The sequence below is a fragment of the Streptomyces sp. CA-181903 genome, from assembly GCF_050937075.1.
GTDB lineage: Bacteria > Actinomycetota > Actinomycetes > Streptomycetales > Streptomycetaceae > Streptomyces.
In genome coordinates this window covers 6,592,565-6,613,482 of sequence record NZ_JBNJLY010000001.1, presented here as the reverse complement: position 1 = coordinate 6,613,482, position 20,918 = coordinate 6,592,565, and the positions used below count along the sequence as shown (strand labels likewise).

At 71.0% G+C, this 20,918-nt stretch carries 20 protein-coding genes and 3 pseudogenes; 14 read left to right on the top strand and 9 right to left on the bottom strand.

Translation table 11 applies throughout. The features are described 5' to 3' along the window. Positions 1–9: 9 nt before the first annotated feature. Positions 10–384, bottom strand: a complete 375-nt coding sequence (locus ACQEVS_RS29370) for a MerR family transcriptional regulator (RefSeq protein ID WP_433025445.1) — start codon at positions 382–384, stop codon at positions 10–12. Between the two features lie 185 nt (positions 385–569). On the opposite strand from ACQEVS_RS29370, the gene ACQEVS_RS29365 reads away from it, so the two are divergent. Continuing rightward, on the top strand, positions 570–785 hold the full coding sequence (locus tag ACQEVS_RS29365) for an EthD domain-containing protein (RefSeq protein WP_433025442.1): 216 nt from the start codon (positions 570–572) through the stop codon (positions 783–785). Positions 786–1,666: 881 nt separating this feature from the next. Then, positions 1,667–3,898 carry a fibronectin type III domain-containing protein gene (locus ACQEVS_RS29360; protein WP_433025439.1) on the top strand — a complete coding sequence of 744 codons (2,232 nt, stop codon included), beginning with the start codon at positions 1,667–1,669 and terminating at the stop codon, positions 3,896–3,898. A gap of 136 nt (positions 3,899–4,034) precedes the next feature. Here the strand turns inward: ACQEVS_RS29360 and ACQEVS_RS29355 are convergent, their stop codons facing one another. Both ACQEVS_RS29355 and ACQEVS_RS29350 read right to left on the bottom strand, forming a co-directional pair. Further along, a complete protein-coding gene (locus ACQEVS_RS29355; RefSeq protein ID WP_433025436.1) occupies positions 4,035–4,547 on the bottom strand; it encodes an SRPBCC family protein in 513 nt (170 codons plus the stop codon). A gap of 64 nt (positions 4,548–4,611) precedes the next feature. After that, positions 4,612–5,529, bottom strand: coding sequence for a helix-turn-helix domain-containing protein (locus ACQEVS_RS29350; protein WP_433025433.1), 918 nt, complete (start codon positions 5,527–5,529; stop codon positions 4,612–4,614). Between the two features lie 243 nt (positions 5,530–5,772). On the opposite strand from ACQEVS_RS29350, the gene ACQEVS_RS29345 reads away from it, so the two are divergent. Further along, entirely contained in the window at positions 5,773–6,486 is a 714-nt protein-coding gene (locus tag ACQEVS_RS29345; RefSeq protein ID WP_433025430.1) for an SDR family oxidoreductase, read from the top strand. Positions 6,487–6,700: 214 nt separating this feature from the next. Here the strand turns inward: ACQEVS_RS29345 and ACQEVS_RS29340 are convergent, their stop codons facing one another. Continuing rightward, positions 6,701–7,321 (bottom strand): TetR/AcrR family transcriptional regulator, encoded by a 621-nt coding sequence (locus ACQEVS_RS29340; RefSeq protein ID WP_433025427.1) that lies wholly within the window; start codon positions 7,319–7,321, stop codon positions 6,701–6,703. Positions 7,322–7,357: 36 nt separating this feature from the next. Here ACQEVS_RS29340 and ACQEVS_RS29335 point away from each other — a divergent pair, with 36 nt between their 5' ends. From ACQEVS_RS29335 to ACQEVS_RS29315, 5 genes are all read left to right on the top strand, one after another. Continuing rightward, positions 7,358–8,179 carry an alpha/beta fold hydrolase gene (locus ACQEVS_RS29335; protein WP_433025424.1) on the top strand — a complete coding sequence of 274 codons (822 nt, stop codon included), beginning with the start codon at positions 7,358–7,360 and terminating at the stop codon, positions 8,177–8,179. A gap of 1,249 nt (positions 8,180–9,428) precedes the next feature. Further along, positions 9,429–10,118 carry a hypothetical protein gene (locus ACQEVS_RS29330; protein ID WP_433025421.1) on the top strand — a complete coding sequence of 230 codons (690 nt, stop codon included), beginning with the start codon at positions 9,429–9,431 and terminating at the stop codon, positions 10,116–10,118. 233 nt (positions 10,119–10,351) lie between these two features. Then, positions 10,352–11,449 carry a serine hydrolase domain-containing protein gene (locus ACQEVS_RS29325; protein ID WP_433025418.1) on the top strand — a complete coding sequence of 366 codons (1,098 nt, stop codon included), beginning with the start codon at positions 10,352–10,354 and terminating at the stop codon, positions 11,447–11,449. Further along, a complete protein-coding gene (locus ACQEVS_RS29320; protein WP_433025415.1) occupies positions 11,446–12,222 on the top strand; it encodes a MerR family transcriptional regulator in 777 nt (258 codons plus the stop codon). Before ACQEVS_RS29325 ends, ACQEVS_RS29320 begins: the two co-directional genes overlap by 4 nt. A gap of 351 nt (positions 12,223–12,573) precedes the next feature. Next, a complete protein-coding gene (locus ACQEVS_RS29315; protein ID WP_433025412.1) occupies positions 12,574–12,927 on the top strand; it encodes a VOC family protein in 354 nt (117 codons plus the stop codon). 129 nt (positions 12,928–13,056) lie between these two features. Here ACQEVS_RS29315 and ACQEVS_RS29310 read toward each other — a convergent pair. Beyond that, positions 13,057–13,761: pseudogene (locus ACQEVS_RS29310) on the bottom strand (transposase family protein); the annotation flags it as partial. A gap of 186 nt (positions 13,762–13,947) precedes the next feature. Between ACQEVS_RS29310 and ACQEVS_RS29305 the strand changes: the two are divergent. The 3 genes from ACQEVS_RS29305 (at position 13,948) to ACQEVS_RS29295 (ending at position 15,960) form a co-directional block, all read left to right on the top strand. After that, positions 13,948–14,466 carry a MarR family winged helix-turn-helix transcriptional regulator gene (locus ACQEVS_RS29305; RefSeq protein WP_433025409.1) on the top strand — a complete coding sequence of 173 codons (519 nt, stop codon included), beginning with the start codon at positions 13,948–13,950 and terminating at the stop codon, positions 14,464–14,466. 126 nt (positions 14,467–14,592) lie between these two features. Then, entirely contained in the window at positions 14,593–15,048 is a 456-nt protein-coding gene (locus tag ACQEVS_RS29300; protein WP_433025406.1) for a hypothetical protein, read from the top strand. Positions 15,049–15,099: 51 nt separating this feature from the next. After that, positions 15,100–15,960: an NmrA family NAD(P)-binding protein gene (locus tag ACQEVS_RS29295; RefSeq protein ID WP_433025402.1), complete on the top strand. Its 861-nt coding sequence runs from the start codon at positions 15,100–15,102 to the stop codon at positions 15,958–15,960. Positions 15,961–16,038: 78 nt separating this feature from the next. On the opposite strand, the pseudogene ACQEVS_RS29290 reads toward ACQEVS_RS29295, so the two are convergent. Then, positions 16,039–16,089: pseudogene (locus ACQEVS_RS29290) on the bottom strand (DUF1049 domain-containing protein); the annotation flags it as partial. Beyond that, a pseudogene (locus tag ACQEVS_RS29285) lies at positions 16,076–16,273 on the bottom strand (transposase family protein); the annotation flags it as partial. The pseudogenes ACQEVS_RS29290 and ACQEVS_RS29285, both read right to left, overlap by 14 nt. 389 nt (positions 16,274–16,662) lie before the next feature. Between ACQEVS_RS29285 and ACQEVS_RS29280 the strand changes: the two are divergent. From ACQEVS_RS29280 to ACQEVS_RS29270, 3 genes are all read left to right on the top strand, one after another. Further along, positions 16,663–17,871, top strand: coding sequence for a helix-turn-helix domain-containing protein (locus tag ACQEVS_RS29280; protein WP_433025399.1), 1,209 nt, complete (start codon positions 16,663–16,665; stop codon positions 17,869–17,871). A gap of 182 nt (positions 17,872–18,053) precedes the next feature. Beyond that, the gene (locus ACQEVS_RS29275) at positions 18,054–18,257 is read left to right on the top strand and encodes a DUF6255 family natural product biosynthesis protein (protein WP_433025396.1); all 204 of its coding nucleotides are present in this window, start codon (positions 18,054–18,056) and stop codon (positions 18,255–18,257) included. Positions 18,258–18,485: 228 nt separating this feature from the next. After that, positions 18,486–18,827 carry a glycine-rich domain-containing protein gene (locus tag ACQEVS_RS29270; RefSeq protein ID WP_433025393.1) on the top strand — a complete coding sequence of 114 codons (342 nt, stop codon included), beginning with the start codon at positions 18,486–18,488 and terminating at the stop codon, positions 18,825–18,827. 113 nt (positions 18,828–18,940) lie between these two features. Here the strand turns inward: ACQEVS_RS29270 and ACQEVS_RS29265 are convergent, their stop codons facing one another. Continuing rightward, entirely contained in the window at positions 18,941–19,690 is a 750-nt protein-coding gene (locus tag ACQEVS_RS29265) for a hypothetical protein (RefSeq protein ID WP_433025390.1), read from the bottom strand. Between the two features lie 192 nt (positions 19,691–19,882). Beyond that, positions 19,883–20,890, bottom strand: coding sequence for an ArsR/SmtB family transcription factor (locus ACQEVS_RS29260; RefSeq protein ID WP_433025387.1), 1,008 nt, complete (start codon positions 20,888–20,890; stop codon positions 19,883–19,885). Between the last annotated feature and the right edge of the window lie 28 nt (positions 20,891–20,918).

Below are 20,918 nucleotides of genomic sequence, written 5' to 3'. Positions count from 1 at the left end.
TGCTCGACTTCACGGATGGCCGTCCGCCGACCGTGCCAGGTACGCGTGGTTGTCCTTGATGAGGCGGTCCAGCGCGGCCCTCGCGGCGGCGAGGCCGTCCATGGCCTCGGTCAGCCGGGCCCGTTCGCGGCCCATGATTTCCAGCGCCTGCCGCGCCCTGTCCTCGTTCGGCTCGGACATACAGGGCACCATCTCGGCGATGGTTCCGCTGGACATGCCCGCCGCCAGGAACGCCTGCACGAGGCGCACCCGCTGAACGTGCTCGTCCCCGTAGTGGCGCTGTCCGCTGGGCGAGCGGGAGCTGACGAGCAGGCCCTGCTCCTCGTAGTAGCGCAGCGACCGGCGGCTGGCTCCCGTCCGGGCGGACAGTTCACCGATCCGCATGCCGAACCCCTCGATTCCGCCGGCTCACTTGCCCCTGACATTGATGTGAGCTCCTAGGTTAACTCCATGCTGAAGCTCATCTTCATGATCAACCGCGCCGAGGGCATGTCGTACGAGCGCTTCGTCGAGCACCATCGGGACCGGCACGCGCCCCGTTCACCTCCATCCCGGAGGCGGAGCGCTACGTGCGCGGGTACACCGTGTCCCACCCGGTCCCCGCCGCGAGCTACCCGCCCCGGGCCTACGACGGCCTGACGGAGATCTGGTTCGACGACTGGGAGGACCACGACGCCTTCTTCGCCTCCGACAACTACCGGACGCTGGTCAACCCCGATGAGGCACGCTTCATCGACATAAACTCGGTGGCCGTGATGGTCACCGAGGAGAAGAAGGTCGTCTGACGGGCCGACTCAGCAGGCGGATAACGGCCCGGCGGCCTGCCCGGACCGGTCAAGGCAGGCCGCCGGGCTCGAAGAATTGCCGCGCCCGGCCGCCCGGCACGGCGTGGGCGGAGTATTCACCACCGGCGGGGCGTTCAGTCGTCCCGCTCACCACGGACAGCAGTCCCGCTCACCAAGAGTCGGCAGGAAACCGCGTCGAACCGGATGAATGACAAACTGAAGGACAAGCTGGCTATTCACCCCTTGTAGGCACTCTGCGGGTACGTCATGATCGCCCGATTGGTGCTCTTCACCCCTCAGACGGGCGGAGTGCCCGAAACACCGCCCCGGCCAGGTGACTTCACGTCCGTCCGGGGATTCTTCGCCGTCGAGCGAGTGAGTCGAGGAGTGATGGGCGGCATGCGCGGTTTAGGAACAGTGAGAACACGTCCCGGCGGGCGCGGACGGCACAGACGCCTGCGCGGCGATTTCCTCGTCACGTTCGCCGTGACGATGGCGTTGCTGATGGTCGGGTCCGCGGGACCCGCCATGGCGCAGGGACCCACCAAGGGACCTGGTGTGGCGTGCGGCGCGCACGCCACGTCCTTCACCGTCGAGCAGAACGCGCCCGTGTCGCTCCGTATGGGCTGCGCCCGTGACGCCGGGACGCTCGGGACGTTGGGGAAGAGCGATGACGACTTGATCATCGCCCTCGATTTCCACGTTTCCCCCGAGCGTCAGGATCAGTTGGACCAGGTCAAGTCGAGCTGGGCCGGCTCGATACGTGCCGACCAGGACGCGGGCATGACCGTGGGCGAGTCGGTGGCCAAGCGGCTCCAGCAGCACAGCGTGGGGATCTACCCCCGAAGGACTGGAGCAGCACCGCCGATCTCGACGGGCGCGTGGTCTCCGTCGGGGACAGCCTCGTGTTCGTGGTCGCCAAGGACAAGGTCGGCACCACGGCGAACTACTGGCAGAAGTGGATAGCCAGTGGTGTCGCCCTCGGCGTCACCATCGTCTCCGGAGCCGTGTGCCTGCTCGTGTTCAACGTGGGGGCTCCGGCGGCGGGCCCGATATGCGGAGCGGTCAGCGGGGCGATGGGCTCACTCGTCGGTGAGCTGATGAACGCCTACTACGACGACCGTTCGCTGGGCGACGCCGAGGTGTGGAAGGAGGCGCTGGCCGTCGCGATGTGGGGCGCCGTCGGCGGCGGTCTCGGCGGTCAGTTGCTGAAATGGGCTGCCGCGGGCACCTCCTCCCTGATAGCGGATGCCCAGACGAGCTTGCGCGGCTTCGCGACGAAGCTGGGGAACATGGGCAATGTCCTCGGATTCATGGCCGACAGCCTCCACGGTATGGGGCCGAAGCTGTTCGAGACCCTGCAGAGGCTTTCCCGCGGTGTCGGCCAGTCCAAGGTGCCGCTGAAGGTCATGGTGGTGGGCGATTCGATGTCTCAGGGCTACGAAGGTGACTGGACCTGGCGCTACCGCCTGTGGGAATGGTTCAAGAAGGAGCGCATCGACGTCGATTTCGTCGGCCCGTACGAGGGAACTCGGCCGCAGGAGTCCCCCAAGTCCCCTCCCGTGCCGCCACTGCAGGGGCAGGCCGCGCAACCGGCTGAGAGCGCTCCCGTCACCTCGGGCGGGTACGCCGCAGGGGTCGCGCCGGACTTCGACACCGACCACTTCGCGGTCTGGGGCCGGCAGGCCGCGCAGGACCAGAAACTGATCGCCGAACAGGTGGCGAAGTACCAGCCCGACCTGCTGCTGGTGGGGCTCGGGTTCAACGACATGGGCTGGTTCGTCAGTGGCCCGGAAGGCACTTTGGACAGCATGCGGGCGCTGGTCGACCGGGCCCGCGCCGTCAAGCCGGACCTCAAGTTCGCCCTGGCCAACGTTCCGCAGCGGACGTTCATCGGCGGCCGGGACGACCTGCCCGTCAACACCACGAAGTACAACGGTATGCTCGCGGACGCCATCCCGAAGTGGAGCACCGACAAGTCCCCCGTCGCCCTGGTCGACTGGGCCGGCAACTACAGCTGCGACAGGAGCAGCTGTCCCGTCGGCTACGACGGGCTGCACCCCAACGCCATAGGCGAGTACCAGATCGCCCAGGCATTCGTGCGCACCCTGCACAACAGCTACGGTCTCGGCAGCGAGCTCATCGACATCCCCGCGCACATCCCGGACCGGCCGACGCTCGCGCCGGGCACGATCTGGATCGACTCCGGACCGAGCGGAATCACCCTGGAATGGAAACCGGTCTACGGCGCCCGCGGTTACACCGTCCGGCACCGGATCAAGGGATCCGGCACCTGGACCGAGACGCCGGTCAGAGCGGCCCGCTTCGACACCACCTGGACCCTCGACGGCTGGGAGTGGGAATACCAGGTCCGCACCGACAACGCCGGCGACGGGAAGTCCGGGTGGTCCGAGACGTTCACCGCCACCGCGCATCCGAAGACCGCCGCGGCGCCCAAGGGGATCGTCACCCACGCCACCGCCACCGGCGTGGACGTGTCCTGGGACGCGTCGACCGGCCCGAACACCGACACGATCGACCGGTACGAGGTCATCACCTGGGACAGGGACACCCCCGGAGCGTTCGTCAACAGCGTCGGCATCAAGGGGAATTCGGCGCACGTCGACGGGTTGAAGCCGGGCCACCACTACCTCGTCGCGGTGGCCACGTGGAACGCGGCCGGGGGCGGAATGCCGGGCGTCGCCCGTTCCGTCACCGTCGGCGCCGGGACACCACCGGCCCCCAGCGGCTTGGCGGTCACCTCCACCGACGCCACCACCGTGCAGTTGACCTGGTCCGGGTCCGCCCAGGCCGCCGGCTACCGCGTCTGGGTCCGCAACGTCAACGACGGCAGCCCGTCCAAGGCCGACGAGTACGTCACCAACGAGACCAGCCGGGGCATCGCCTACCTGGTCCCCGGCGTCTGGAACTACGAATTCTGTGTCACCGCCGTCAACGGCGACGCCGAATCCGGCAAATCCAACTGCGTGATCGCATCGCGACCCGGGATGAAAGGCAGCGGCGCGGCCCCGCCGGCGGCCACCAAGAAGCAGGGCAACCCGCTCTCCGCCCTGATCCGGGCTCCCCGGACACCGGCCGCGGCGGCCGGCTAGCCCCACCCGACGAGACGGCGGCGGGGAACACGCCCCGCCGCCCCTCGTCTGCCGCCGCCCACCGGGCCTTGCTTCGGCTGACGTGCCGGTCGCAGTCCTCAACGAACGGCTGTGACCAGCACTTCCACAACGGACCCTAGGCGGGCCCGGACCCGGGCCGTTCGCCGCCGAGGATCCCGGCCAGGTGCCGCAGCGATGCGGGAAGGTGCTCCGGGCCGAACGGCGGGAAACGCAGGTACTCCCGGATGGACCGGGGCACCGCCGACCAGTCGTAGGTGAGCGTGACCCCGGTCGAGGACGGCTCCGACGGCACCAGGTCGTACCGCCAGAACCACCCGCCGAACTCCAGCCGCCCACCGCCCTCGTCCTGCCCGGTCAGCCAGCCGATGGCGCGCGGCGGATCGTACACATGGACCTTGTTGACCACGCGGTAGCCGCCGTCCGGGTGGTCGGGGTGGTACATGTCCATCCGGAAGACCTGCCCCACCTCGGTCAGCGGCCCCCGGTCGACCGCTTCCCGCACCCAGCCGGTGCCGTCGATCGCGGCGTGCGCCGTCGGGTCGGCCAGGACGGCGAACACCGTCGCGGCGGGCGCGGCGACGGTCAGGGTGGCGCTCACGCTGTCATGGCTCACGCTGTCATGGCTCATCCGGACACACGCTCCTCGTCGTCTCCCTCCGAGCATTCCAGGCGCTGCCCCGGCCCGGCGCGTCTTACGCGCGGCCGTCCGCCCGGCGCGTGGCCGTCCCCTCCGCCCCCTCCATCCCTTCCGATCCTTCCAACCCTTTCGCCCCTTCCGCCCCTTTCGACCCCTCCACCGCCATGGCCAGCAGGACCAGCGCGTCGCGTTCGGGTGTGCCCGGGGCGGCCTGGTAGAGGAGGAGGCGATGGCCCGGGTGGGCGGTGGTGAGGACCTCGTTGGCGAGGGTGACACGGCCGATCACCGGATGGTCGAAGTCCGTGACGCCACCGCGTTTGACCAGCACTTCGTGCCGGTCCCACAGGGCGGCGAACTCCGCGTCGGCGGAGGCGAGTTCGGCGACCAGGGCGGCGGTGGCCGCCGGGGCGGACGGCTCGACGGTACGCAGGTGGGCGACGCAGTTGCGGGCCACCCGCGGCCAGTCGGCGAAGAGCGTGCGCGCGGCCGGGTGCAGGAACGTGTACCGGACGGTGTTCCGCCGGCCCGGCGGCCGGTCGTCGAGGCCGGGCATCAGGGCGTACCCCTCCGGGTTGGCGGCCAGTACGTCGTTGGTCTCGTCCAGTACGTACGCCGGGCTCGGCCGCACCGATTCCAGCAGGAGCCGCAGCCCGTGACCGACCGATCGCTCGGCGGCGGGCCGGCGGCGCGGCGACCGTCCGGCGGCCCGGTCGGCGAGGGCGAACAGGTGGGCGTGCTCGTCGTCGGTGAGCCGCAGCACCCGGGCGAGCGCGTCCAGGACGGCGTCGCTGGGCGCCGTCTCCCTGCCCTGTTCGATACGGGCGTAGTAGTCGGCGCTCACCCCGGCCAGGGCGGCCAGTTCCTCCCGGCGCAGGCCGGGGGCGCGCCGGGCGCCCGGGCCGGTGGGCAAGCCGACGTCGGCCGGGCCGATCCGCCCGCGCCGGATCCGCAGGAATTCCCCCATCGCGTTCATCCCGCCGAGTCTGCCACCGGAGGGCGATCTTCCGGGTGGCCGTGTCACACCCAGGATCCGGCACCCAGGGCCAGGAGTCCGGAACCCGGCACCCAGGATCCGACACCCAGGGCCAGGAGCCCAGAACCCGACGCCCAGGATCCGACACCCAGGGCCGGGAGACCGGCACCCGGCACCCAGGGTCCGGTCCCCGGGATCCGCCCGGCCTTCCCGCGCCCCGGACGGCGGCGCAGGCTCGGGGCCATGACTGACGCACTGATCATCGGAGGCGGCTCCGGAATGGGCCTGGCCCTCGCCCGCACCCTGCTCGCCGAGCACCTGGACGTGACCATCGCCGGCCGGTCCGCCGACCGGCTCGCGGCGGCCCGCGCCACACTCGAACCGGCCGCCGCCGGGCGGATCCGCACGGTACGGGCTGACATCGGAAGGGAGGACGACGTGGCCGAACTCTTCGACCGGGTGGGGCCCGTGGAGCACGTGGTGGTCACGGCGGCGGACGTGACGGGGGCGTACGGCCGGAGCGCCGACATCACCGCCTCGGCCGCCCGCAACGTCCTCGACGTCAAGCTGCTCGGCGCCTGGCTCGTCGGCAAGTACGCGGCCGGGCGGGTCACCGGCTCCCTCACCTACACATCGGGCATCAACGCCTACCGGCCCAACGGTTCAAACACGATCGTGGCCGCGGCCAACGGCGCGCTCGCCTCACTCGCGTCCGGCCTCGCGGTGGAACTGGCCCCTGTGCGGGTGAACGTGGTGTCGCCCGGCTGGGTCGACACACCCGTATGGGATCAGCTCGGCATGGACAAGCGGACCGCCTTCGCCGACCTGGCGGAACGCCTCCCGGCCCGGCGGATCGGTACGACCGACGACATCGCCCAGGCGTTCCTGTCGGTGCTGCGCAACGGGTTCGTCACCGGGACGGTGCTGCATGTCGACGGCGGGCATCGCTTGGTGTGACGGCGAGTTGGAAGGACGGCCACGTGAGATGACGCCGGTCGGCGTTTACGGCGGCTTGACGTGACACCGGCTTGAGGAGGTGGCGTCGGATGTGGTGCGGCATCGGCTTGATGTGGCATCGGGCTTGGGGCGACGAGCTTGGGTGGCACCGGCTCGATGCGACGCCCGACTTGGTGCGACAACGGCTCGGCGTGACGTCGTCGCCCCCCGCGCATCAGCGCCCGAGCGATGCGAGCGGCGCGCAGATCACCTTCCGGGCCAGCCCCGCCGTGGCCAGCAGATCCTCGCGGTCCGCACCGAGGCGGGCGCGCACCGACAGGCCGTGCACGACGGACTGGACGAGGCCGGCGAGGGCCGCCGCGTCGGTCGCGGCGGCGATCTCACCGTCCCGGACGGCCTGCTCGACGCGCACGCGAAGGGCCTGTTCGTTCCAGGCGTGCAGCTCGGTGTAGTAGGCGCTGGTGTCGAGGGTGCTCGTACTGTCGGTCATCGCCGCGCTGCTGAGCAGGCAGCCCGGGTGGGCGTCTTCGGGCTGGGTGAACTCGTGGACGGAGTCGACGAGGACGCGTTCGACGACGACCCGGAGGTCCCGTTCCTCGACGGCCCGCCGGTAGATCTCCCGGTACCGCTCGGCGTACGTCCGCACCGCCTCCTCGAACAGCCCGGCCTTGCTGCCGAACGCCGCGTAGAGGCTGGAGGTGGAGAGACCGAGCGCCGCGGTGAGGGCGCGGGTGGACGTCCCGGAGTAGCCGCAGCGCCAGAAGAGGCGGGCGGCTTCCAGGATCGCGAGGTCACGGTCGAAGGATCGTGGTCGGCCACGGGTCGCTGAAGACACCCTTGCATTGTAGATCGTTTGCTCCATAATCGACTTATGGAGCAAACGATCCAGAAAAACCTGCCGGTCGGCGGCGGAGCGAGTTGGGTGACGGTCGACGTGTACGGCGAGCCGTACGCCCCGGGCCTCGTCGTCGTCCCGGGCGCGTTCAGCGACGCGCACGCGTGGCGCCACGTCGCATCCGCCGTCGGCGCCTGGCCGTCGGTGACGGTCGTCAACCGCCGCGGCCGCACCCCTTCGGGCCCGCTGACCGACTCCTACTCACTGCGGACGGAGACCGAGGACCTCGGCGCGGTCCTCGACGAATTCCCGCGCACGCGCGCACTGTTCGGCTGGAGCTACGGCGGCCTGATCGCCCTGGTGGCCGCCGGAGAACGCCCGCTGCCGCAGGTGATCGCCTACGAGCCCGTGATACGGCCGTTCGGCAGCCACCTCCTGCCGGAACTGAAGACCGCCACAGAGGCGGCGGACTGGGACGCCGTCGCCGAGACGGTCAACCGTCGGATCGCCGGCCTCGACACGGCGCGCATCGAGTCCCTGCGGGCGGACCGCGAGACCTGGGCGACCCTGCGCCGCCTGAGCGAACCGGCATACGCCGAACTCGCCGCGCTGAACACCGAGCTCCCACCGGACGCATGGGGACGGCGGACGGCTCGGACCGACCTGATAGTCGGCGAGCACAACCACGGAACGGCCCCCTACGGGACGGCCTTCGACGACGTGCGGAAGCGCGTCCCCGACGCCGACGTGCACGTGCTTCCCGGCCAGGGCCACATGGCGCACCTGGAGGCCCCCACGGAGCTCGCCGGACTGCTCGACGAACTCGCCCTCCATCAGGGCCTATTCGGCGCTCATTAACCCCGCCACGTCGCATACCTCAGCAGGCCTCGCTCCCGCACGTCCCGGTTCACGCACCGGATCCGAGCGGCGCGGGCGCGAGCACCTGCGACCCATTCGTTCTTGCGATGCCTCAGCAGGGCACATAAAGGTGGTTTCAGCCCTCAACTACTAGCTCTGTGTGCGCGTTTCCGGGCTCAATGGTCACGGGCCGGAGTCGAATCATCCGCCGCTGACTCGCTGCCGACCGCGCGGCGGAGCCATGCGCGAACTCCGGCCGATCCTGCCGACCGGAAGCGAAAGGGCGGTACGCCGTGCCCCAGAGTGCGCAGAAAACATGCACGCCCACACCCGGATATCAGCGATGCATGCGGTTCGAAGCCAACAATGCCCTCCAGTATTTCACCGTGCCCGCCGGAGTCACCGCGATCAATGCCCGCTTGTGGGGCAGCGGTGGCTCTACCAAGTCTTCGCCTGGGGGTGGAGGAGGGTACGCGGCAGGCGACGTGGCTGTGGTTCCGGGGGAAGTCCTGACGGTAGTGGTGGGCAGCACCAGCTTCGGCGGTGGCGGGCACAACAACTTGGGAGCGGCCGGCGGAGGGCTGAGCGGCCTGTGGAGCGCCCGGCTGGCCTAGCCACTCCTCGTCGCGGGCGGCGGTGGAAGCGGCTGCAACTCAAGTGGCTCCGGCGGGGCAGGCGGTGGCCCGTCCGGGTTCTGGGGCCACGCAGGCGGCGGGTCCTTCTCGAACGGAGGACACGGCGGAAACCAAGCGACAGGAGGAACCGGCGGGATCGGAGGCACCGGTCTCGACGGCGGCACAGGCGGAAACCTCGGTGCCGCCGGCGGCAATGGCTACGACGGGCAGGGCGGTGTGGTTCCGGTCCCGGGCCTCGGCGGTGGCGGAGGCGGAGGCGCCTGGGGCCGTGGCGGGGGCGGAGGCGCCGGCTACGCCGGGGGCGGCGGAGGCGGAAGTACCAAGGGCGGTGGTGGCGGTGGCGGGGGCGGGGGTTCCGGTTTCGCCTCCGGGCCGGGTGTGGCGGGAGGCGTGACGTACGGGGGCTCGGGGCAAAACGCCGCGGGCAAGGCCGACCCCCTGTACCAGTCGCCCGTCGGCGATGCGGGCAACGCCGGACAAGTGGTGCTGCAATGGAACGAGTTCACGGTGGCGCCCGGTGGCCCACCCGACGTGGAACTGCTCCAGGGCGGGGACACCGGATACCCGGGGTACGGGTTGAATCCGATGTGGCGTTCAAAACGGTACCCGTCACCGTGGCCCTGCCCACCGGACGCGACCTTTTCTACGGCACGCGGACGCTCCCCGACCAGCAGCTCACCGTTCAGAACACCGCCGGGCAGCTGACCCCTTACACGGGAACCCTCCTGGCCGATGGCAGGACGCTCGTCTTCACGGACGTGGACCTGGAACTGCCCGGGTCGACGACGATGTGGGTCGCCGTGAGCGCCGGCCACGACGCCCCACTCGGCTCCACCGACCTCACTTTCACCGTGGGAGGCGAGCCTTCCCCCTCCACACCGATCGTCGTCAAGCCCGGCTTCACCGTGTCCCCGGGCGCCACCCCCGCGACCGCGCAACGCGGCGGGCCAGTGGTTTATCCCGGTGTGGAGGTACGCAACAAGGGGACCCACGACATCCCTCCGCAGAGCGTCACCGTGTCCCTTCCGGTCGGCCTCCGCTTCGGGACAGCGGCCGCCCCCGACCACCAGTTGACCGTCTGGGATCCGGTCGCGGACACCAGCCTCGTATACCCGGGCGTCCTCTCCGGCGACGGGCGGACGCTGACCTTCTCCGACGTCGACCTGACGATCCCCGACGCCGGTTCGCTGTCGGTCCTCTGGGTGGGCGTGAGCGCGTCCGACGACTCCCCCTTGGGCCCCACCAGCGCGGAATTCTCCATCGGCGGCCGCACGTCACCGTCCACGACCATCAACGTCGTGTGAGCGAGCCAGTCGATGACGGCCTCGCGCCCCCACTCCGATGAGAGGGCGCGGGGCCGGAACCGGAGCACCGCCCGTTCCCCCGGTGACACCGGCGGCCACGCGCCGCCCCCCCTGCCGGCAGCCGGCGGCGCACGTGTGGGCCGGCACACAGTTGAGGTTGACCTCGGGGCAGGGTGGAGGCTCATCGCAGCGGCACGGCGCCGAGCCGGGCACCAGCGATGTGAAGGAGCGACATGTCCACCAGCCTTTCCGTTCAGGGGCAGGACCGTCCGGAGTTGCAGAAGGCGATCGAGGAGCTGGCGGAGTCCGGTTTCCTCGGGGTCCAGCTCCGGGTGAACGACGAGCAGGGCGAGTGGGTCGGCAGCGCCGGTGTGCGTGAGCTGGGGCGGAGCGCCGAGCCGCTGACGAACGGGCACTTCCGCATCGGCAGCAGCACCAAGAACTTCGTCGCCACCTCGGTGCTCCTGCTGGTGGCCGAGGGCAGGATCGGCCTGGATTCCCCGGCCGACGACTACCTGCCCGAGTTCGGTCTCGACCGGCGGATCACTGTGCGGATGCTGCTCCAGCACACCAGCGGCATCTTCAATCACACCGGTGAGCTCTACGAGGACGGGACGATCGTGCTGGGGGTCCCCTGGCAGGGCAAGAAGTGGGTGGACAACCGGTTCAAGACCTACCTGCCCGAAGAGCTGGTACGGCTCGCATTGTCCAAGCCGGCACGGTTCGCGCCGGGTACGGGCTGGAGCTACGCGAACACCAACTACGTGCTGGCCCGGCTGGTCGTCGAGAAGGTCACCGGCCGTTCGTTCGCCGAGGAGTTGCGGCGGCTGATCCTGGGACCGCTGGGAATGACCGACACCGTGGCGCCGGGCGCCTCGCCGGAGATCCCCGAGCCGCACAACCACGGGTACTACCGCTACGAGGACGCCGGGCAGGAGCGGACGGTCGACGTCACCCGGCAGAACCCGTCCTGGGTCGGGGCCGGCGGTGACATGATCTCGACCACCCGGGACCTGCACACGTACTTCTCCGCGCTGATGGCCGGCAGGCTGCTGCCGGCCGGGCTGCTGGCCGAGATGCGCACGCCGGAGGCGACCGTCGGCTACGGCCTGGGGGTGTTCGCACAGGAAACGGAGGACGGCACCGTCTTCCACCACAACGGCGCCACCATGGGCTCGGCGGCGCTCATGTACAGCTCCCGCGACGGCGGCAAGACCCTGACCGCCGGGCTGACCTGGGTGGACGACGCCGACCTGTCGATAGCGCCGGCATTCGGCACCGCCCAGCAGCGTTTCGTCGACGAGGTGTTCTGCGGCAAGCTGGGCCGATGAGACACGGAGTCACGATCGGGCAGGCGGCGGCGTTCGTCGGCGTCACGGTGAAGACGGTGCGGCACTACCACAAGCTCGGCCTGGTCGAGGAGCCGGAACGTGACGGCTCCGGCTATCGGCGGTACGGATCCGGCGAGCTGCTGCGGCTGGTGCAGGTACGGACGTTGGCCGCCGCGGGTGTGCCGCTGGCCGACATCGGGCCCATGCTCGACGCCGACGCCGTGGGGTTCGGCGCCGCGCTCGCCGACGTCGAGCGGCAGCTCACCGAACGCATCGACGAGCTGGCCGCCCGCCGCGACACCCTGCGCCGGCTCGCCGACGGCGACCGGGCCCTGCTGCCCGACCGCGCCTGCGCGATCCTGGACCGGATGCCCGGCCTCGGCTTCGGCCCCGACTACGTGGCCGCGCAACGCGAGGCCCTGGTCCTGGCCCGGGCGCTGGTGCCGGAGGGCTTCGACGGCTTCCTGACCCAGCTCGAACACGGGCTGGACGACCCCGAGTACGTCGCCCTGACCAAGCTCGGCCAGGAAGCCGAGACCTGGGAACCGGACGACGCGCGGATCGAAGAACTCGCGACCGCCATGGCCGACCGCTACCTCGCCAACCCCGCGCTGCTGGGGGACCACGCCAGCCGTCAGGCATGGTCCAAGGCTTCGGCCCAGTACAAGCTGATCAACAACCACCGCGAGGACCAGGCACCGATCGCGGCCCGGCTGACCGCGCTCACCGAGGCCAGACTCCGTTCCGCAGGCGTACCCATGCCGCACCGATGACGGAATCCTCAAGTCACCGCCGCAGCCCACCGGCGCGGTGCTCCGGCCTCGGCGAGACGTCGGGGGCGGATCGCCGGACAGGCCGGCCCGGGTGACGGACGAGTCCGGCCTCGCGCAGTCCGACGGGCGCGCCGAAGCGTTCGGCGATCGGAATCGGCGCCGACGACAGGCGGGTCCACGACGTCGAGGTGATCGCGGCCGAACCGGTGCAGCAGCGATCACTTCTCGCGACGTGCCGGTACCCCATCGCACTACTCACCGCTCCGCGGGACACGACCCGCACACCGGACCGGCGGTCACCGGCAGTCCCCCAGCCCTGGCAGCCGGCCGCCCCTGTTTATGCTCGCGCCCATGGCACTGGAATGGGAACAGATCATCGTCGACTCCACCGACCCCATCGTCCTCGGGCGCTGGTGGGCCGAGGCTCTCGGCTGGGTAGTGGTCGACGAGTCCGACGAGATCATCGAGATCCGGCCCGAGCCGGACCGGATGCCGGGGCTGCTCTTCGTACCCGTCCCCGAGGGCAAGGCGTCGAAGAACCGGCTCCACCCCGACTTCCGCCCCGACGACCAGGAAGCCGAGGTCACCCGGCTCCTCTCCCTCGGCGCCCGGCGCGCCGACACCGCGCAGGACCATCAGCATTGGGTGACCCTCCTCGACCCGGAGGGCAACGAATTCTGCGTCCTGGGCGAACGCAAGAGCTGAGCGGGAACCGGGCAGCCGTCCGGGCGGAAGTGCCGGACGGTTTCACCCACCCACAGCCGCGCCGACCGCCGCACGCCGACCCGGCCGGCCGGGCGCTTCGACCGCGGTCTGAGGACAGCTTTGGCAGCTGGTAAGCCAGATCGGGCTGCAGCGGGCGTGGCGGAAGGTTCGCCATCGCTTGAGTGTCGCCACTCCTCGTTCGACGGGGTACCGGAACCGGGCGTGGGCGCGGTTCAGCGACCTCTGGCCAGCGGTGAGGTCCTTGCCAGCTTGCGTCTGACGGGGACGGCGAACGTTCCGCCGGCGCCGGTGTAGGCCAGGTCGGCCAGGGCGGGAACGCGGAGTCTGACGCAGGTCTTCACGATGCGGTGGGTCCGGGCCGCGGTCAGGTCGTGGGTGCGCCCTGGCAGCGCGCGAGAGACCCACAGGAGTTTTCCTGCCGGACTGGTGATGACCTGGAGGTTCGCTCCGTGACGGCGGTGCTTCCCGAGTAGTCGGCACGGCCGTCGCCGACGCGATCGCACTCGGCGAGTGTGCCGTCGACCAGGACGCACTCGGGGTCGGCTTCGCGAAGGGCGCGGGTCAGGCCGGGTGCTTTCCGGGCGAGAAGGTCGGTGACCGCGTGGACGTAGGCATGGGCGGTGCCGGGCTGATCCGGAAGCCGGCAGCGATCTGCACGAGGGTGTCGTGCTTGCGCAGATAGACCAGCTCGAGGATCGCCTGTTGCGAGGGCTAGAGCTTGCACCGGCGGTCACTCTCCCAGGTGACGCTGAGCATGGTGACCCACTCGACGAGGGCGTGCGGCAGGTCCAGTGCGGCAGGATAGGTGACCAATGGGGCTCCCTGGCGGAACAGTTGCGACTTCAGACATCTCTCTCAACCGCCGGGGGGCCTCGTTCGTCATGCCCTCACACCGGCAGCGCAGCCGTCACCGGATTGGTGGCCGCTCTGAACAGGCGCCCCGCCGCTGCCTACTGCGGCGCCTTGACGGTTCAGGTAGTTAGCCGCCATATTAGTTGCATGACGAATGGCGGGATGGATCGCGAGGCGCCCACGCTGGAGCAGGCCAGGCAGCAGGTCGGGCGTTACGGTCTCGACGTCGATCCGCAGGCGGTACTGGTCGCGGTGCGGTTGATCTCCGCCGGTGCGCGGGTCGGCCGGGCGGCCGAGGCGCACTTCTCCCGGTTCGGCCTGTCGACCGGGCGTTACCGATTGCTCGCCGATCTGGAGGACTGCGGCGGGGAGAAGTCCCCGTCCCGGCTGGCGGCCGACCTCGATGTCTCCCGGGCCACGGTCACCGGCCTGGTGGACGGCCTGGAGCGGGACGGTCTGGTCGCCCGCCGTGCGTCCGCCGAGGACGGGCGCGGCGCGGTGGTCGTGCTCACCGCCCGTGGTGCGCAGCGCCTGCGCGAGATGGCGCCCGAGCACTTCGGGCGGCTGGAGGAGATGGTGGGCGGCCTCAGTGTCGAGGAGCGCGCGGTCTTCCTGGATCTGCTCGCGCGCGTGGCGCGGGGCAGTTCCGCCCTGACCGGCGAGTAGCCCGGCCCGCATCCGTCCTGGCTCCGCATCTCGGCGGGGCCTGTTTTCCGGCCCAGTAGTTAGCTGCCTAATTAGCTTAGCCCAGGTGAGTTCGTATCCCCGCCCCCGGTCGAGAGAGAAGCCCACATGACGTCAGCGAAGGAAGCCGTTCTCCCCGGCCGTGCGGACGCCCGTCCGTTCACGCTGTGGCGCGAAGTCCTGACCGCCTACGCCGCCCCGGCACTGATGGCCGGTGCGGCCGGATTCGCCACTGGCCAGAGCGGACTGGTCCTGGCGGCGCTCACCTCCATCGCCGGCACCTCCGCCGTGGTGGCGTACCTACTCGGTGCCTGGCTGCGGCACGGCGGGCGCCCGCGGCGCTGGACCACCACCCTGCCGCGCCCGGTGCTGACGGGGCTGCTGGCCGCCGCAACGACCGCCGCGGCCGCCCTGCTGGGCTGGTTCGCCGCGGGCTGGCTGCCCGCCCACACCGCCGTTCCGACGGGGAAGTGGCTGGACCGGCTCCGCCTGGACCTGCCGATCTCCGCCGCCCTCGCCACCACCATCGTCACCCTGCGCTGGCGGGCCGCCATCGGCCGTTGACGCGTCTGACCTGGACCGACACCCCACCGACACCCGAGGAAAGGACGCACAATGATCACCGTCATGGGAGCCACCGGAGCCACCGGCAGGGCACTGCTCCAGAGCCTGCGCACGCTCGGCGTGCCCGCCCGCGCGCTGACCCGCACCCCGCAGCAGATACGCGACGGCGCCTGCGACCCGCTCGTCGAGGTCCGGTACGCCGACGCCACCGACCCCGGGTCGCTGCACGCCGCCTTCGAGGGGGCCACCCAGCTCTTCCTCGCGATGGCCAACGGCCCCGCGCAGGTCGAACTCGAAACCCGGGCCGTCGACATCGCCGCAGCCACCGGCATCGGCCACATCGTCAAGATCTCCGCCCCGGCCGCCGAACCCGACTCGCCCGTCGCCGTCTCCCGCGGGCACCACGCCGTCGAGGAGCACCTGCGCGCCGCCGGCCCCGCCCACACGGTCCTGCGGCCCTACGCCTTCATGCAGAACCTGCTGCGCCTGGCCCCGGCCGCGGTGGCCCGGTCCGCGTTCCTCGGCGCCATGGGTGACGCGCCCTGCAACTACGTCGACTGCCGCGACGTCGGCGACGTCGCCGCCGCGGCGCTGACCAGGGCCGAGCTCGCCGGCGGCACATACACCCTGACCGGCCCCGAAGCCGTTAGCCACCCCGAACTCGCAAACCGCCTGACCGCGCTGACCGGTACTCGGGTCCGGTACATCGACCTGCCCGCGCAGGAGCTGCGCGAGAGCCTGGTCCGCCACGCCGGGATGCCCGACTGGCTCGCCGACCACGTGACCGAGATCCAGCAACTGGCCAAGGCCCGCCCCGAACGTCCCACCGGCACGGTCGCGGACCTCTTGGGCCGCCCGCCCCGTACACTGCACGCCTTCCTGCAGGAGCACCGGGCGGACTTCCGTCGCTGACGACGGGGGCTCCCCCTTCGCCCGCCAGCGGGCGACCAGCCAGCCGATGGCGCCGCCGACCAGCAGCGTGACGGCCAGTACCAGCCAGAGCGGAAGCGTGACGGTTGGGATCCAGAGCCGGATGCTCACCAAGTCCGTGTTGGGCAGCGATCTGCGCGAGGGTGTCGTGCTTGCGCAGATAGACCAGCGCGAGGATCGCCTGTTGCGAGGGCCGGAGCTTGCACCGGCGGTCACCCTCCCAGGTGACGCTGAGCATGGTGACCCACTCGACGAGGGCGTGCGGCAGGTCCAGTGCGGCAGGATAGGTGACCAATGAAGCTCCCTGGCGGAACAGTTGCGACTTCAGACATCCCTCTCAACCGCCGGGGGGCCTCGTTCGTCATGCCCTCACACCGACAGCGCAGCCGTCACCGGATTGGTGGCCGCTCTGAAAAGGCTCATTGTCCATGGTGAGGCTGCTCTTCTGCCAGCGGAGCGTTGAGATGTCCGTGGAGTACAGATCGGCTTTTTCCCTCACTCTCCCCTCCCTTGCCGTGTGTGGTGAGAATGCGCGCGCACTTCTCAGTGTGCGACAGTGCCGGTTCGCCGGACCGGCGTTCCCGCGACGGCGGGTCCCGGAGGGACCGGCACGCGTCGGTATGGGCCCCGCCGTCGGCGTACCGTAGTGGTCGTTGAAGCGCCGCTCTTCGGACGGGTTGGAGCATGACGACGACACTCGGTGACCGGCTGCGGGAGCTGCGGGCAAGGCGGGGGCTGACTCAGGAAGCCCTCGCGGAAGCCGCGTTGCTCAGTGCGGACACAGTACGGAAACTGGAGCAGAACCAGCGGCTGACAGCCCGCATGGCCACGCTCCACAAACTCGCGCGGGCGCTGGACGTCGAGACCTCCGCCCTCCTGGGCGCGCCGACAGTCCTGGAGCCCTCCGACGGGTCCGAGCCCGCCAGCCTCCTGGCCCTCCGCCAATCAGTGACTCCAGTGCAGGAGTTCCCGGGGCTCGGCAGCGACTCCGAGGACGCGGAGCCGCCGACAGTGAACCAGCTCAAGGACGGTATCCGAAGCACCGAACGGATCCGGCGCCTGGGCGAGCTCACGAAGATCACGGCACTGTTGCCGACGCTACTGGCGGACGCGCGTGCCGCCGTCCGCGCGTACACCGGGGAGGACCGCGCGGCCTCCTACGCCGTGCTCGCCGAGGCGTACCAGGTCGCCGCCACGACACTGACGGCATTCGGCAAGGAGGACGCCGCCTATACGGCACTTGAGCGGTCCATGGCTGCCGCACGGCAGTCCGACGACCCCCGGCTGGAGATCATCGGCATCTCCACGCTGTCCTGGATCTTCTCCAAGCAGGGGCGCGTGGCGGACGCCGAGCAGGTGGCCGTGCGGACGGCGGAACGTATCGAGCCCGGGTTCCGATCGGAGCCCGTGGACCTTTCCCTGTGGGGAATCCTGCTGCTGCGCGGCGCCAGCGCCGCGATCCGGGGTGAACGTGCCGACACCGCCGAGGACTTGCTCTCCCTGGCCGCCGCCGCTGCCGCCCGGATCGGGAGGGACCGGCTCGACTACGCCACGCCCTTCGGGCCGACGAATGCCGGAGTGGCGACGGTGAACGCCTACGTCGACCTGGGAAAACCGGACACAGCCCTCCGGCACGCGCAACGCATCCCCCATCTGTCCGGCCTCCCGCCGACCTGGCTCGCCCGGCACTGTGTGGACCGTGCCCTGGCCCACGCCGAGATGCGCCAGGACGCCGCGGCGACGAGGGCCCTGCTCGCCGCCGAGCGCACGGCGCCCGAGTGGATGCGGTACCACGCCACGGCCCGGCACCTCGTCGCCGAACTGCGGGAACGCGAGCTCCGGCGCGGTTCCCCGATCAGGGACCTGGCCATCCGTTTGCAGGTCGAGGGATAGCCCCGAGGCCGAGTAGGACACCGCGTCCCAGCGGGCTCGCCGGCTCGCCCACGCTGTCCCTGGGCTGCAACGGCACGGTGCCGGACGGTGGTTGTCGCACAGTCGCCGACCGACAGGAGCCCCATGCCCGACAGCGACGCACGGACCCCGCACACGGCGAACCGCGGCGCACCACCCCGCCCATGAGGGTCCCGTGCCGGCACCCGGCGGACGGTTGGACGACCAACGGGGGTGTGCTGACCTGCGACGGCTGCGGGGTCCGTCGTATCGAGGACTACACGGCACTCGGCCCGGCGGTCGAACCCCCTGATTTCGGACCGGAACCACATGGTCCGGTGACCATCGTTCAGGGCGTCATGCGCTTTCGGCACCGACTCCCCGCCTGAACGCAACCCCTTGGCGAGCGAGACGGCCGGCACCGTTCCCTCGCCCGAAACCGCACTCTCGCGCAGTCGAAGAGGAGCATCATGACCCCACCCGCGTTTCCCACGCCCCTTTCCGGAGCGGAATCGGTACCCGACGTCCGGACCCTTCTCGGCGCCGCGTTCCACAGCGTTCGCGCCACTGTCGCGGACAACAACCCGGATATCTCGCACAAGACGTGCGGTCGCATCGTGGACGAGGCCCTCAAGTTCGTCGTCACGGCGGCGCGGTTCCCCGAACGGTCCATCGTGCCGTCCCGGATCGTGGACGAAGGCTGGCACGCGCTGATCCTCCATACCCGCGCCTACCGCGATCTCTGCGCGGAGTTGGGAACGTTCGTCCACCACGCACCGGAACACCCGGACGTCGGCCGCTACACCCCGGAGGTCCTCGGACGCACCACCGCCCTGATCGAGGCGGCGGGATTTCCCGTGGACTCGGAGCTGTGGGGCAGTCCTGAGCACGGACTCGCTCGGAACCTGGCGGCGAGATGCCAGCACTCGGGTGGTGACCGTCGCGAGGAACAGAGCTGAAGCGAGAGGAGTGGCCCCCGGCCGGCCGCCGTCGCGCGGGGGCCGACCGGGGTGGCCGGGCGCGGTGGCGGGTTCGCGTCGTGGCGGAGCAGGCGCCGGCCGGTGGGAGCCGCTCAGCGCACCCCCAGCGACCGCACGATCCCCGTCACCGTCTCCCCCGCCGCCGCGGAGGGCGTGCCGGCCGGGTGCAGGGTGAGGACGGCGACGATCCAGCGGTCGTCCGGGCCCACCAGCCCCGTGGTGTGCAGGGCGGGACGGCCGAGGTCCACCCCCTCGACCTCGCCTCGTCCCGGGTCGGCCGGCGGGTAGCCGGACCAGCCCTGCTTCACGGCCCACGGGCGGGGGAAGGCCGTCGGTATGCCGAAGGACTGGTCGAATCCGTCGGCGCCGAGCCGGGTCGCCCGCCGCAACGGCCCCAGCACGGCCGTGCGGACGGGCGGCGGCGCCGCGTCCAGCAGGTAGCGGTAGACGCGGACGGTGTCGGCCGCCGTGATGGCCGAATATCCCCAGTGGCCGGGGTATCCGGCCGGTGGTCCGGCGGTGTGCGTGAGTCCGAGACGGGAGACCATGCGTGTGATCACGCCGGTTCCCCCGTTCCGCTCCCAGAAGTGGCCGGCCGCGTCGTCGTCGCTGCGCGCGAGCATCGCGTCCAGCCGGGAGCGGTCCTCCGGCGGCAGGGCGTCGGCCGGGCCGCGGTCCCACAGATGGTCGAGCGCGATCAGCAGCTTCACCACTGACGCCGACCGGAACCGCGCGTCCGGGTCGAGCCGTTCGGCGCAGGTGCCCGAGTCGCGGTCGTACACGACGACTCCCGCGCTCACCCCCGTCGGCACCCGCGGACCGTCGGTGCGTGTCCCACTCATCGTGCGCACGCCCCTCCGGTGTCGAACGGCTCACGTCCTGTCACGTCGGGTCCCCCGTCTCTCCCCCGCATCCCCCTGGTGACCAGTTTCCGGCAGGGCGGACGGACCGGCCACCGCATTCGAAGGGGGTCTAAACCGCCAGGTCAGCCGGTCGCCATGGGCACACCAACGTCGTACGAAGTTCAGGCGACGTCACGCCACCCGGCGGCCGTTGAGGAGCTGGGCGCCGAGCGGGGTCAGGGTGTGGTGGGCGGCGCCGCCCACCCGGCGGGTGACCAGCAGGCCCGCCTCGCGGAGGACGGACACGTGGTGGCTGGCGGTGGCGGCGGCGATGTCGGCGGTGCGGGCCAGTTCGGTGGTGGTGCCGCCGTCGGCGACGGCCTCCAGCAGGGTCGCCCGGGTCCGCCCGAGCAGGGCGACGAGCGCCTGTCCGCGCCCGGACGCCTCGCGTCCGGTGAGGAGTTGGGACGGGCTGTGCTCGATCGGGTAGACGACGACGGGCGGCAGGTCGTGGTTGCGCAGCACGGTGGGTTTGCGCCAGCAGAAGAAGGACGGGAGCAGGAGCAGCCCGCGTCCGTCGAGGTGCAGGTCTCCCTCGACGTGCGGGCCGTGCATGATCAGGACCGGCGGGGACCACTCCAGGGTGGGGTGGAGGGTGCGCAGCAGGTGGTCGAAGGCGCCGGACGGCAGGTCGGCGACGGTGCGCGTCATCCGGCGGCGGGCGGCGATGTCGGCAGTGACCTCCGCACGTACGCGGGACCAGTGGGGTGCGAGGGCCACCCGGTAGTACGAGCGGACGGCCTCGCCGAGGCCCTTGAGCGCGTCGAGGTCACCCTCGGCGAGTCCGCGCATCCAGGACGCGGTGTGCCCCTGGGAGACGGCGAACTGGGTGAGGTCGTCGCGGAGCCGGCCGCGCGGGGTGGACATCAGGGCGCTGACGCCCAGGTCGAGGCCGCCGCCGCCGGCCGCCGGCGTGAGGAAGTCGGGCGAGTAGCCGCGCGGCGGGGCCAGCGCCAGCAGGCGGCGGGCGCCCGGGTCGAGCCGGCCCCGGACCTCGCGGCGCCACCGGTCGAACACCAGCGGCCCGTCGGTGGTCTGGAGCATGTGCAGGCTCAGCAGCACCTCCCACATCGGGTCGGGCGTCTGCGCCAGCCGGGTGCGGACGACGTCGTCGCTGCCGAAATGGATACGCAGTGCCACGGACCTTGCCTCCCGCCCGGCTCCCCGG

Excerpts from the sequence above, each read along its gene's own strand:
- ACQEVS_RS29370 (WP_433025445.1), bottom strand. The coding sequence starts at position 384 with ATGCGGATCGGTGAACTGTCCGCCCGGACGGGAGCCAGCCGCCGGTCG.
- ACQEVS_RS29355 (WP_433025436.1), bottom strand. The coding sequence starts at position 4,547 with ATGAGCCATGACAGCGTGAGCCATGACAGCGTGAGCGCCACCCTGACC.
- ACQEVS_RS29350 (WP_433025433.1), bottom strand. The coding sequence starts at position 5,529 with ATGAACGCGATGGGGGAATTCCTGCGGATCCGGCGCGGGCGGATCGGC.
- ACQEVS_RS29345 (WP_433025430.1), top strand. The coding sequence starts at position 5,773 with ATGACTGACGCACTGATCATCGGAGGCGGCTCCGGAATGGGCCTGGCC.
- ACQEVS_RS29335 (WP_433025424.1), top strand. The coding sequence starts at position 7,358 with ATGGAGCAAACGATCCAGAAAAACCTGCCGGTCGGCGGCGGAGCGAGT.
- ACQEVS_RS29325 (WP_433025418.1), top strand. The coding sequence starts at position 10,352 with ATGTCCACCAGCCTTTCCGTTCAGGGGCAGGACCGTCCGGAGTTGCAG.
- ACQEVS_RS29320 (WP_433025415.1), top strand. The coding sequence starts at position 11,446 with ATGAGACACGGAGTCACGATCGGGCAGGCGGCGGCGTTCGTCGGCGTC.
- ACQEVS_RS29315 (WP_433025412.1), top strand. The coding sequence starts at position 12,574 with ATGGCACTGGAATGGGAACAGATCATCGTCGACTCCACCGACCCCATC.
- ACQEVS_RS29305 (WP_433025409.1), top strand. The coding sequence starts at position 13,948 with ATGACGAATGGCGGGATGGATCGCGAGGCGCCCACGCTGGAGCAGGCC.
- ACQEVS_RS29300 (WP_433025406.1), top strand. The coding sequence starts at position 14,593 with ATGACGTCAGCGAAGGAAGCCGTTCTCCCCGGCCGTGCGGACGCCCGT.
- ACQEVS_RS29295 (WP_433025402.1), top strand. The coding sequence starts at position 15,100 with ATGATCACCGTCATGGGAGCCACCGGAGCCACCGGCAGGGCACTGCTC.
- ACQEVS_RS29280 (WP_433025399.1), top strand. The coding sequence starts at position 16,663 with ATGACGACGACACTCGGTGACCGGCTGCGGGAGCTGCGGGCAAGGCGG.
- ACQEVS_RS29275 (WP_433025396.1), top strand. The coding sequence starts at position 18,054 with ATGAGGGTCCCGTGCCGGCACCCGGCGGACGGTTGGACGACCAACGGG.
- ACQEVS_RS29265 (WP_433025390.1), bottom strand. The coding sequence starts at position 19,690 with ATGAGTGGGACACGCACCGACGGTCCGCGGGTGCCGACGGGGGTGAGC.